At 47.7% G+C, this 12812-nt stretch carries 9 protein-coding genes and 1 pseudogene; 3 read left to right on the forward strand and 7 right to left on the reverse strand.

The genetic code is table 11. The features are described from left to right. Positions 1-76 precede the first annotated feature (76 nt). Positions 77-1519 (reverse strand): leucyl aminopeptidase, encoded by a 1443-nt coding sequence (locus KNP03_RS02845; protein ID WP_214824999.1) that lies wholly within the window; start codon positions 1517-1519, stop codon positions 77-79. A gap of 326 nt (positions 1520-1845) precedes the next feature. Between KNP03_RS02845 and ptsP the strand changes: the two genes are divergently transcribed. Beyond that, a complete protein-coding gene (gene ptsP, locus KNP03_RS02850; protein WP_214825001.1) occupies positions 1846-3564 on the forward strand; it encodes a phosphoenolpyruvate--protein phosphotransferase in 1719 nt (572 codons plus the stop codon). Between the two features lie 56 nt (positions 3565-3620). Here ptsP and ptsG (KNP03_RS02855) read toward each other — a convergent pair whose 3' ends face one another. The 5 genes and pseudogenes from ptsG (KNP03_RS02855) to KNP03_RS02875 form a co-directional block, all read right to left on the reverse strand. Beyond that, entirely contained in the window at positions 3621-5651 is a 2031-nt protein-coding gene (ptsG, locus tag KNP03_RS02855) for a glucose-specific PTS transporter subunit IIBC (protein WP_240544417.1), read from the reverse strand. 133 nt (positions 5652-5784) lie between these two features. Beyond that, a pseudogene (gene ptsG / locus KNP03_RS02860) lies at positions 5785-7284 on the reverse strand (glucose-specific PTS transporter subunit IIBC); the annotation flags it as partial. A 219-nt stretch (positions 7285-7503) separates the two neighbouring features. Then, positions 7504-8349: a glucose PTS transporter transcription antiterminator GlcT gene (gene glcT, locus KNP03_RS02865; RefSeq protein WP_214825008.1), complete on the reverse strand. Its 846-nt coding sequence runs from the start codon at positions 8347-8349 to the stop codon at positions 7504-7506. A 102-nt stretch (positions 8350-8451) separates the two neighbouring features. After that, positions 8452-8769 (reverse strand): YuiB family protein, encoded by a 318-nt coding sequence (locus tag KNP03_RS02870; protein WP_214825011.1) that lies wholly within the window; start codon positions 8767-8769, stop codon positions 8452-8454. A gap of 124 nt (positions 8770-8893) precedes the next feature. Beyond that, positions 8894-10105, reverse strand: a complete 1212-nt coding sequence (locus KNP03_RS02875) for an NAD(P)/FAD-dependent oxidoreductase (RefSeq protein WP_214825014.1) — start codon at positions 10103-10105, stop codon at positions 8894-8896. Positions 10106-10371: 266 nt separating this feature from the next. On the opposite strand from KNP03_RS02875, the gene KNP03_RS02880 reads away from it, so the two are divergent. Together KNP03_RS02880 and KNP03_RS02885 are read left to right on the forward strand one after the other, a co-directional pair. Further along, entirely contained in the window at positions 10372-11349 is a 978-nt protein-coding gene (locus KNP03_RS02880; protein WP_214825017.1) for an NAD(P)/FAD-dependent oxidoreductase, read from the forward strand. Between the two features lie 70 nt (positions 11350-11419). Further along, positions 11420-11854, forward strand: a complete 435-nt coding sequence (locus KNP03_RS02885; protein WP_214825020.1) for a GNAT family N-acetyltransferase — start codon at positions 11420-11422, stop codon at positions 11852-11854. 68 nt (positions 11855-11922) lie between these two features. Here KNP03_RS02885 and KNP03_RS02890 read toward each other — a convergent pair whose 3' ends face one another. Continuing rightward, positions 11923-12777 carry a Rossmann-fold NAD(P)-binding domain-containing protein gene (locus KNP03_RS02890; protein WP_214825023.1) on the reverse strand — a complete coding sequence of 285 codons (855 nt, stop codon included), beginning with the start codon at positions 12775-12777 and terminating at the stop codon, positions 11923-11925. Positions 12778-12812: the final 35 nt, after the last annotated feature.

The raw sequence follows: 12812 nt of genomic DNA on the forward strand, positions 1-12812 counted from the left end.
AACCAGAGTCGGTTCGGCCAAATCGTGTAGCATAACCCGCTTCCTATGGCCAAACCGATGATGATCAGACTTCCTTTTAACGTTCCCACGTTTCAATCATTCGAGCAAGTGTACGGACCATGACCCCTGTCGGACCTTTTGGACCTAAATCACTCGCTGCGGCACGTTCACTCGTCCCGGCAATATCAAGATGAAGCCATGGCGTATCTCCGACAAACTCCCCGACGAACGCTCCGCCAAAAATCATATGGCCAAAACGACCTGGTGAGTTGTTCAAATCTGCCACTTCTGATTTTCTTACTTTGTTGATGAAGACATCGAAGTAAGGCATTTGCCAGACAAGCTCGTTTGTCTCACGGCTCGCTGATTCCAATGCATGATATAGCGTTTCGTCGTTCGTCAAGCAGCCTGTCACATCCGTTCCAAGTGCCACGAGGACACCGCCTGTCAATGTCGCCACATCGATGATGGCTTTCGGCTCGTACGTTTTGGCAAATGTGACCGCGTCGGCGAGTACGAGTCGACCTTCCGCGTCTGTGTTCAACACTTCAATCGTTTTCCCGTTCATGGCCGTGATCACATCATCCGGCTTGAACGCGTCGCCAGAAATCATGTTGTCCGTCGCCCCGATGACACCGATGACGTTTTGTGCTGGTTTTGTCGCGCCGAGTGTTTCAAACAAACCAAGCACGGTGGCCGCGCCGCCCATGTCCCCTTTCATCCCGACAATGCCATCTTTCGGTTTGATCGAATAGCCGCCTGTATCAAACGTGACGCCTTTTCCGACGACAGCGACTGGTGCCTCATCGCCCGCTCCATGGTATTCAAGGACAATCAATTTTGGAGGAATGGTCGACCCTTGGTTCACCGCAAGCAATGCGCCCATCCCGAGCCCTTCCATTTCCTCTTTCTCTAAAATACGATATTCGAAACCATGACGTTCCGCGAGTTCTACCGCGTAGTCTGCCAACGTTTCCGCCGTCAGGATGTTCGCAGGCATCATCGTCAACGTACGTGCCACGTTCACCCCTTTACCGTATGCCATCCCCGCTGTCAGATCGGCTTCGGTCACCTCACCAAGTAATCGGATGCTCGGTGCCTCAGTTGTCTCTTTCGGCGTAGACTTGTATGTAGGGTGTTCATACGTCGCCATTTCGTAAGCTTCCGTAAAGACGCGTGCCGCACCTTCTGTAAATGTATCGAGTGCGATGGCGACGTCTTTCCAGCCACGTTGTTTAATTTGTTTCGCAACTTTCCCAAACCAATTCCGCATGTTTTCTGTCGTCAAGTCATTCCGTTGTCCGAGACCTACGAAACAAACACGCTTCGTTTCTCCTTCGAAAGTCGGCAATACCGTGACCTCGCCTGTTTTAGTTGAGACATCCCCTGACTGAATAAGTGATTTGACACGACCTCCATATAACGCATCGAAGCCTGAATCAATCGAGTCCGCTGCTCCGATCCCGACGACAAGCGTGTCGTATGAACCTGTCCAATCTAACTGTTCAATTTGATACATGTTGCCACTTCCTTTCTATTTATATGGTAAGCATAGCGAACTTCTCCAAAATAATGAAATACTATGCGTAAGAGTCAAGAAATCTTCGAATTCATGGGCTAACTCCTCGTTGTGACGTCGTTTTATTTTATGATAGGATAAGAAAGTACGCAATCCGGCTTCGCTTCTCGTAGAAGTGGGGCCATTTGGAATGGTCGAGGCTTCCCCTAGTCGTAGACCGTTGCTACTTTTAACTTTCGGGTTTCTCGTTAATTCCTTTTTCATTTCGGGTATGAAGTAACGAGACTAGAAAGTACACTATTTCTTTGAAAAGAGGGACTACGCTTATGTCACACATTAAAGGTATTGGCGCATCTGCAGGAATCGCGGTTGCGAAAGCATTCGTCATGGAGACTCCTTCATTCGACATCCCAACGAATAAGATCGATGATGTCGCAGCTGAGAAAGCACGTTTCCAGGATGCCATTGCTCAGTCAAAAACTGAACTTGAAGAGATCCGTGAAATCACACTTCGTGAACTAGGTCCAGACAAAGCTGAGATTTTCTCTGCTCACCTACTCATCGTCGAAGATCCTGAGATCGTCTCACAAGTGAACGAGAAAATTGAAAGCGAACACATGAACGCTGCGAAGGCACTTGACGAAGTTGCCCAAATGATGGTCATGATTTTCGAATCAATGGACAACGAGTACATGCGTGAGCGCGCAGCAGACGTACGTGATGTCACAAAACGTGTCATGGCACACATTCTCGGCGTGACGTTCGTGACACCTGCTTCTATTTCAGAAGAAGTGATCATCATCGCTGAAGACTTGACGCCATCCGATACGGCGCAATTGAACCGTAAATATGTCAAAGGGTTCGCGACGAACATCGGCGGACGTACATCTCACTCTGCGATTATGTCACGTTCACTCGAAATCCCGGCTGTCGTCGGTACAAAAGTTGCCTTAGAAGAAATCAAAAACGGCGACCTCGTCATCATCGACGGTACTGAAGGAGATGTATACGTCAACCCTTCAGAAGATCTCGTAAATGAATACGAAGCGAAGCGTGCCGAATTCGCCGCTTACAAAGAAGAATTGAAGCAACTCGTCAACGAAGAGTCTGTTACTGCTGATGGCCACAAAGTGAAGCTCGCGGCAAACATCGGTACACCAAACGACCTCGAAGGCGTATTGAGAAACGGTTCTGATGCAATCGGCTTGTACCGTACAGAATTCCTCTACATGGATTCTGAAACGTTCCCGACAGAAGAAGAACAATACGCAGCATATAAAACGGTAATTGAAGGCATGGAAGGCAAACAGGTTGTCATCCGTACACTCGATATCGGTGGCGATAAAGAGTTGTCTTACCTCGACTTACCAAAAGAAATGAACCCGTTCCTCGGCTACCGTGCAATCCGTCTTTGCCTCGAGGAAACAGATTTGTTCCGCACACAACTTCGTGCCCTTCTCCGTGCATCAGCGCACGGTAACCTCGCCATCATGTTCCCAATGATCGCGACACTCGAAGAGTTCCGTGCAGCGAAAGCCCTTCTCCTCGAAGAAGAAGCGAAGTTGAAAGAAGAAGGAATCGAAGTTGGTAACTACGAAACAGGAATGATGGTTGAGATCCCATCAACGGCTGTCATGGCGAAACAATTCGCAAAAGAAGTCGACTTCTTCTCAGTCGGAACGAACGACTTGATTCAATACACGATGGCAGCAGACCGGATGAACGAAAAAGTATCTTACTTGTACCAACCGTTCAACCCAGCAATCTTGAACCTTCTCCACAACGTCATCACAGAAGCACACAAAGCCGGCAAGTGGGTTGGTATGTGTGGTGAGATGGCTGGTGAAGAACTCGCCATTCCAATCCTTCTCGGACTCGGTCTTGACGAATTCTCGATGTCGGCTTCAAGCGTCCTCCGTGCACGTAAGCTCGTCAAACGTTTGACGAAATCAGAAACGGAAGCGATCGTAAACGAAGTCCTCAACATGGATACAGCTGAAGAAGTCGTCAACTTCCTTAGCGAAAAATTCGATATTAAAAAATAAGTCACGAAGAACGCCCCAACTCATTAGATGAGTTGGGGCGTTTCCTATTGCCTTTTTTATTCTGGTCCTTTGTCATCTGTTCTGAAGTCAAGCGCTTCTCCTGCGACAACGGCTTCCCCGAATGGAACAACGACAACCTTGTTCTCACCGTTCGTCCAAATAATTGGCGTGATAAGTGAAGGTACTTTATCACGGATCGCATTCAGATCGACTTCAAGCAAGATGTCGCCGGCTTCGACACGATCGCCTTCTTTCACTTTCGACTCGAATCCTTCCCCTTTCAGGTTCACGGTATCGAGCCCCACGTGAATGAGGATTTCACGACCATCATCTGCAAGTAAGCCAATCGCGTGTTTCGTTGGGAAGAATGTCGTAATTTGACCGGTGACCGGTGAAACGACTTGTCCCGAGCTCGGTTCGATCGCGAACCCTTCGCCCATCATACGACCTGAGAACACCTGGTCCGGCACGTCATCGAGTGACAAGAGGACACCGGACATCGGAGCCAGGAAGCGATGATCGGCATGTTCCGCCGCCTCTGGCGTAATGACTGCTTTTTCCTTCGGTTTATATTGACCACCTTCGATAATGGTCGCGATTTGCGATTTCAACGTATCTGACTTCGGTCCGAAGATGGCCTGGATGTTGTCACCCACCTCTAACACCCCAGCCGCACCGAGATCTTTCAACAGGTCTTTATCGACTTGTTTCACATCGTTCACGGTTACACGGAGTCGTGTGATACACGCATCCAAGTGCTTGATGTTTTCCGGTCCACCAAGACCGACCAGAACTTCATACGGCAAATCGTCACCGATTCCGGCTCTGTCCACTTTTGAAGCGGATTGATCTTCGCGTCCCGGAATTTTCAGGTCAAACTTCGTGATGGCGAAACGGAATCCGAAGTAGTAAATGACCGCGAAGACGAGACCGACCGGAATGACGAGCCACCAGGCGGTTCGGTTCGGAAGGACACCAAAGAGCAAGTAGTCAATCAGTCCGCCTGAGAATGTTTGTCCAATTTTTACATCTAATAAATGCATCGTCATGAATGAGAGACCTGCAAAGACAGCATGAATACCAAAGAGTAGTGGTGCAACGAAGACAAACGAGAATTCAACTGGTTCTGTAATCCCTGTCAAGAAGGAAGTGAGGGCTGCTGAGAAGTAAAGACCCTCGACGTCTTTCCGACGTTCTTTTGGTACGGTGTGGAACATGGCTAGACAGGCAGCCGGTAGACCAAACATCATGAACGGGAATTTCCCGGTCATATACGTCCCGGCTGTAAATTCGACACCATCACGAAGCTGAGCGAAGAAGATCCGCTGGTCCCCTTGGACGAGCTCCCCTGCTTTGTTCGTATATTCACCGAATTGGAACCAAAACGGAGAATACCAAATGTGGTGAAGACCGAATGGAATGAGTGAACGTTCGACCAGACCGAAAATGAATGCCGACAGCGCCACGTTCGCTTCAATGACCGTGCTTGAGAAGTTGTTGATTCCATTCCCGATCGGTGGCCAAATGTAAGCGAGCGCGATCCCGATGAGTAAGCTGAATGCCGCGGTCGCAATCGGTACAAACCGTTTTCCGGCAAAGAACCCTAAAAACTCCGGCAGTTTGATGTTGAAATACCGGTTGTACGCGAAGGCAGCGACCAGACCGGCGATAATCCCCCCGAATACCCCCATTTGGAGCGTCGGGATCCCGAGCACTGTCGCATACTGCGGATCACCTTGCACGATTTCCGCGGAAATACCGTTCCACGTACTAATTACTTTGTTCATAATCAAATACCCGACAATCGCTGCCAGACCGGCAACCCCGTCCCCGTTCGCGAGCCCGATCGCGACCCCGACGGCAAACAGTAACCCTAAGTTCGCAAAGACAATATCCCCGGCATCAGTCATGACCTGCCAAATCAGGACAAGTCCGTCATTTGCCAAGAATGGGAGCAAGTCAACGAGGTCTGGATTTTGGAATGCGGTACCAAACGCCAAAAGAAGACCGGCTGCCGGCAAGATCGCAACCGGAAGCATGAGTGCTTTCCCGACCCGTTGTAAGACACCAAACACTTTCTTCCACATCATGGTTCCCTCCTTTGTCAGAATACTTACTTTTTCCCTTTGCCCACCAAGTGAAACCGTTTCACTCCAATAAAAAAAGCCAACCCCGAAGGATTGGCTCAAGCCATTAGTTGGCTTTCTTTTCGTTACCTGAAGCGATGACCGCTTGAATTTCTGATTTCAATGCATCCGAACGTGGTCCGAAGATTGCTTGAATGTTGTTACCAACTTCAAGGACACCAGAAGCGCCAAGGCGTTTCAACTCTTCTTTGTTAACTTGGTTTTTGTCTTTTACTTCGACACGAAGGCGTGTGATACAAGCGTCAAGGTGTTTGATGTTCGCTGAACCACCGAGACCGACGAGAATATCTTGTGCAAGTTCTGAACCAGTAGCTGTTGATTGCTCAACCACTTCATCTTCACGACCTGGTGTTTTCAAGTTGAACTTACGGATGACGAAGCGGAATCCGAAGTAGTAAACAACTGCGAACACGAGACCAACTGGGATGACGAGCCACCAAGCAGTACGGTTAGGAAGAACACCGAAGAGAAGGTAGTCGATCAATCCACCAGAGAATGTCATACCGATCTTAACGTTCAAGAGGTGCATGATCATGAACGAGAATCCAGCGAATACAGCGTGGATTGCGAAGAGCAACGGTGCAACGAACAAGAATGTGAATTCGATTGGTTCTGTGATACCAGTCAAGAACGATGTAAGGGCAGCAGAAGCCAAGAGACCACCAACAACCGCTTTACGTTCTGGACGTGCTTCATGATACATAGCAAGTGCAGCTGCAGGAAGACCGAACATCATGAACGGGAATTTACCAGTCATGAATGTACCAGCTGTAAGCTCTGCGCCGTCACGGATTTGTGCGAAGAAGATTGCTTGGTCACCACGAACAACAGTACCTGCTGCGTCTGTGTACGAGCCGAACTCGAACCAGAATGGTGAGTAGAAGATGTGGTGAAGACCGAATGGAATCAACGAACGTTCGATGAGACCGAATACGAATGCTGCGAATGTACGGTTTTCTTCTAACATGAAGTTAGAGAATGAGTTCAAACCGTGTTGTACTGGTGGCCAGATGAGAAGCATCACGAAACCAGCAACAACTGCTGCGAGTGCAGTTACGATTGGAACGAAACGTTTACCAGCAAAGAATCCAAGGAATTGTGGCAATTCAATGTTGAAGTACTTGTTGTAGGCCCATGCTGCGATGAGACCCATGATGATCCCTCCGAATACCCCTGTTTGGAGTGTTGGGATACCAAGAACTGAAGCGTAAGATGGGTCACCTTGCGCTAAAACCTCAGGTGTAAGTTCGAGCCATACACCCATAACTTTGTTCATGATCAAGAATCCGACGATTGCTGCAAGTCCGGCAACCCCGTCACCTGCAAGACCAATCGCGACACCGACCGCGAACAAGAGCGCCAAGTTAGCAAAGATAATGCCACCTGCTTGCTCCATCAACTGTGCGAATTTCACGACGCCTTCGTTAGTCAACCAACCAGCGCGTGTTGTAAGAGCCGGGTTTTGCATTGCGTTACCGAACGCAAGAAGGAGACCGGCTGCCGGCAAGATCGCTACAGGAAGCATAAGCGCTTTACCGACTTTTTGAAGAACACCAAAAACCTGTTTAAACATGAAAATTTCCTCCCTTTCACAAGATGAATGATCCAAAATAATGGCTGTAGATGTCAGACAACCGACGCATCTAAACGTTTTCATAAATAACGTTTATAAAAACAGAACAGGCATGAATAAGGGACAGAACGTAGACCTCTCCCAAGGGAGACATCATCATCGTTCCACTCCTTACTCATGCCTGATCGAATCAGTAACACGTAAGACACGTGGTATCAGTTATCTACTTGTCAGTCGCTGGAGGTGCATCGTCAAATATGTCGCTTCACCTCGTGGGACAGGACGCTTCAATTCGCGTTCCATGATACCCATCAGCTCCCAAGCAGTACTATAGCATAGCGGATATTCGTCGCGCAATACCTTTTCAATTTTTTGTGGAGCCTCGACCATCTCACCGGTCGCAACCCGCTCAACCGCGTACCGTAAGTGCCGAAGTAAGCGTTTGTAATCAAGTGACGAACGGTCCATTTTTACGTTCAAGCGACTTTCAATCGTCTTCACGATTTGTCCAATGATCTGATTGTGCCGATTGACTTCGAGGACGTTTTTAAACGTGGTCGCAGAATGAATATGGAGTGCGATAAATCCTGTTTCGGCATCAGGCAACAATACATGCAACCGTTCGTGGAACATGTCGACAATCCGTTCTGCGAGCGCATACTCATTCGGATAAAGCGATTCTGTCTCCAAAAGAAACGGGTTCGTCACTTCCATCCCTTGCTCGATCCGCTTCATCGTGAAATACAAGTGGTCGGTCAAGCCGATGTGAATATGCTCGTCCACTTTCTTTCCAGTACTCGACTCGATGAACCCGACAATCTCCTGCATAAAGGCAATGAAGTCCTCGTCCACATGTTTGACGAGTTCTTTGTATTGTGATTGTTCTTCTTTATCCGTCAATTGATACACTTTTTCCGGGACGTTGGACGGGCCGACGACATCGCCAGGTTTTTTCCCAAAGCCAATCCCCTTCCCGAGTAGAATGACTTCCGGATCCGTATCATGTTGACAAATGACAACGCTATTATTCAACACTTTTTTGATCGTATACATCGGTAATGTCATTCGCATCGCATCCCTTACTAAAAATCGTTTCGTTATCTAGTATATCGGTTCATGCCCTAAAAAAGTAGGCACAAAACAAAAAAAGGCGAGCACTTGTCGCCATTAAAACATTGAATAACCGCTCTTACGCAAGAAGCGAATCGTGACACCTGCCAAGATGGCACCGAGAAGCCCAAACCCGAGCATGAACAAATCAAGGAACTGGAGTCCGATGATTCCTTCATATACGTTCGAGAGCGCTGTAGACGTTTCGGTCACATAACTTGTAAATTTCACGTTATCAATCATCATGATGACAAAAATCGGATAAATGAACACGAGTGTCCACGTTTTTTTAAGTAGCATATTCAAAATAAAGCCGATACTGAAAAAGATGGTCATATATAAAATCGCACCAATAATTGCTTGAATGATGTGCATGTGTTATCCCCCTTGTCCGTTCTCCATTATACAAAAGAAATACCGCCCTGGTCAAAGAACTTCCGTTCAAAACCCAGAAAAAACAGCTCGTTCACGATCGAACGAGCTGTTAGAAAAATATCGATTAGAACTTCCCTTTTTTGAGGACAAGTCCGTATTTTTTCAATTCGATAAAGTGTTTGTTGTCGATGACTTTCTTCATGAATGAAGCATTGCGACCGAAAATCTTTTTGCCCATGACAATCCCGATTCCATCGTTGTGTCCGAGTGAAGCGACCGTACCTTTACTTTCGTAAGAGAACTTCGATGTCGACTTCCCGTTGATGAGGGCAGCAATGTTTTTCGCAACGTTATGCGCTTGTTGTGTTGCGATTTGAGCTGTCGGTGGGTATGGACGGTTTGATTCCGGATCCATGACCGCTGAACAGTCACCGATGATGAAGACGTTATCGTGACCTGGAGCTCGGTTATCCGCTTCAACCACGACACGGTTACGAACGGCTTCAAATCCTGATTTTTCAACGATCGGGCTTCCACTTACGCCACCTGTCCAGATGATTGTGTTGGCATGAATCGTTTCTGTTTCTTCGCCTTTGAGAGGACCGAACGTGACGGCACCTTCTTCAACAGATTTGATTCCGTTTCCGAGTTTCATTTCCACGCCGTTACGCTCAAGCCATTTTTGAGCATATGTTGTAAGCTCTGGGTCGAAACCTGGAAGAACAGTCGGAGCCGCTTCGATGTTCACGATACGTACTGCTTCGCGTGGTACATCATACTGTTTGCAAAGCTCAGGAATACGGTTCACGAGTTCACCGAGGAATTCGATTCCTGTGAATCCTGCTCCACCGACGACGATCGTGACGTACGAGCTGTCAGTTGAACCGTTTGTTTTGTATTGAGCGAATGAATATTCGATATGTTCTTTGATCTTACGAACGCTGTTCAATGAGCTGATTGTCATCGCATGCTCTTTAAGACCTGGGATACCGAATGTTTCAGGTACGCCACCAAGACCGATGACGACATAGTCGTATTCAACGACTGAACCATCTTCAAGTAAAACTTGTTTTGCAGCAGTATCGACGCGATCGACGATCCCTTTGACAAATTTCACACGTGACGGGTTCACAATGTCATTGATATAGACACGCGCCTGGTCTGGGTTCATTGTTCCAGCTGCCGGTTCGTGGAGCCAAGTTGTTTGGTAGTGATAGTCGTGTTTGTTAATGAGTGTAATATTCGCATCTCCAGCAGCAAGTGTCTTCTGGAGGTTGACTGCTGTGATGAGTCCTCCGAATCCTGCGCCAAGAATCACAATGTTAGGTCGTTTCATGTTCATTTCCACCTTGTCTTGAATATTTTTGTTTTCTTGAACAACTATGTTGTGTGTTTTTTCACATAGACGTTCACAATAAAGCCACTTCTTGTTCAACGGCTGTTCACAATTGCTTCTGTTTCATTGTACGCTCTTTGTTTTCATTTCTCAATGGAAAAGCTTATCTTCTTGAATTTTTTTTGAAAGTATTGCATGTTTGTACAGATTGGATTTAATTCATAAAACTCACTATAATAGATGTATACGTTTTGAGGAGGAATTCGATGAAGACGACGAAAGATGTAATCATCATCGGTGGCGGCCCGGTCGGACTGTTCACCGCATTTTACGCAGGCATGCGCCAACTCGATACGACGTTGATTGAAAGTTTACCGCAACTCGGTGGACAGCTCTCGACGCTCTATCCTGAAAAATATATTTACGACATCGCTGGTTTCCCGAAAGTGAAGGCACAGGACTTGATCGATCAATTGAAGGCGCAAGCCGATCAATTCGAACAAGACTACCGCCTCGGTGAGACAGTTGAAACTGTGGAACGCTTGGAAGACGGAACGTTCCACATTACAACGAACAAAGAGGAATACCATACAAAAGCCATCATCATCACGGCTGGTAATGGTGCCTTCGCCGCTCGTCCGCTCGGCATCGACGGATGTGAGGAGTTTGCAAACCTCCATTATTTCGTCGACAACATGGAAAAATTCCGTGACCGTCGCGTCATGATCGCCGGTGGTGGCGATTCTGCTGTTGACTGGGCACTCATGTTAGAAGGAATCGCAAAAGAAGTCCACATCGTTCACCGCCGTGACCGCTTCCGCGCTCACGAACATACGGTCGAACAAATGAAGGCTTCGACGATCAACGTCTGGACGCCTTATAACATCGAATCGCTCTCCGGCGAGACACACATCGAATCGGTCGAATTGACGGATAAAGACGGCGAATCAAAAATTGTCGAAGTGGACGACTTGATTTGTAACTACGGTTTCGTCTCGTCTCTCGGTCCAATCAAGAACTGGGGCATGGAGTTCGAGAAAAACACGATTCGCGTCGACTCACGTATGGAAACGACGGTCGCTGGCATCTTCGCTTGTGGCGATATCGCGACATACGAAGGAAAAGTGAAGTTGATCGCAACAGGATTCGGTGAGGCACCGATTGCCGTCAACCAGGTGAAGCAATTGGTCGACCCGACTGCCCGTCACCCACAACACTCTACCTCGGTATTTGCCGGGAAATAAATTTTCATCCTCTGCAGACAACGTGTTTGCAGAGGTTTTTTACGTAACTTTCATGATTAAGGAGGCTACGATGCAAATCAAAACGACTTCTCAACTCGATGAACATGATTTAAATGACATTTTTTCGATTCATCAAACGGTTTTTGGTGACATCGAACACTTCAAGAAAAAATTAGCAGGCAAGCGTGGTCTCGTCTTCACCCTCTCCATTTCAAACGAACAAGTCATTGGCTATAAAATCGGCTATCCTCTCAGCGAAGACCGATTTTACAGTTGGATGGGCGCTGTTTCTCCCGTTGCTCGTAACAAGGGGGTTGCGACGAGCCTTATGATCGCACAGCATAATTGGGCAAAAACGCAGGATTATCGAGTGATTGAAACGAAGACGATGAATCGCTGGCGTCAAATGTTATTGTTGAACATCAAACATGGTTTTGACGTGAAGGCGGTCGAGGTCGAACGAGACGGTGTCGAAAAGATTATTTTAGAAAAACGATTGGACTGATCGAAGCAATAAAAAGGGCGTCCTATCTGCTTTTGACAGGGCGCCCTTTCATTGAATACAAATGAAGTTCACTTCCGAATCGTTTGAATGATGACCCGATCAATCCAATCATCAAGTTGTGTGAAGACATAGCCCGCCTTCTTCGCTTCGGCAATCGACATATAGTAATCGACATCGGTATCGTATGGCGTCGATTCACCATCTTTGATGATTTGAACAGGTTTTCCGAGATGTTGACCGATTCGTTCCATGAGCGCTCCCATGGAAATCACGCCGTCACTCGCCGCATTGAACGGACCTGTAACATTCGCCCGGCCGACCCATTCCAAGAAGGCTGCCGCTTCCGCACTCGAAATGAAGCCCATCTTCGCTTCCGGATGGTGTAAAACAATCGGTTCCTCGTTTCGGATCGCATCCACATAAAACTTGAGGCGATCGGTGTAATCGTCCGGACCCAACACGATTGGGAGTCGAACGGTCGCCACCGGAAACGACGCGCGATGGAATAAGAAGGATTCCGCTTCCCGCTTCCCTTGCCCGTAATCGTGCTCGGCTTCTAAATGATATTCGTAATGTAACGGATTGAAATCACTTTCTTTTAAGTCTGGACCTGGTGCATAGACCGACATCGTGGAAGTGAGTACATATTTTCCGACCTTGTCCATGAACGCATCCGAGGCAATTTTCGCCTGATAGGGTGTGAAACAGATGTTGTCGTAGACGAGGTCATACCGTTCGCGCGCCAAATCCTTCATCGTCGCGACCGATTGACGGTCCCCTTTGACCGAACGGATTCCTTCAGCTTCCGGGACTTGCAACTGCCCGCGGGTCACAATCGTCACGTCATCTCCCGCTTCTGCCAAACGTAAGGCTAATCGTTTTCCGAAATATCGGGACCCACCAAAGATCAACACTTTTCTCATCAACATTGCCCCCTTCGTTACTGTACTCCTCACCA

It is taken from the genome of Exiguobacterium algae, assembly GCF_018617875.1.
In the GTDB taxonomy this organism is placed as follows: Bacteria; Bacillota; Bacilli; order Exiguobacteriales; family Exiguobacteriaceae; genus Exiguobacterium; species Exiguobacterium algae.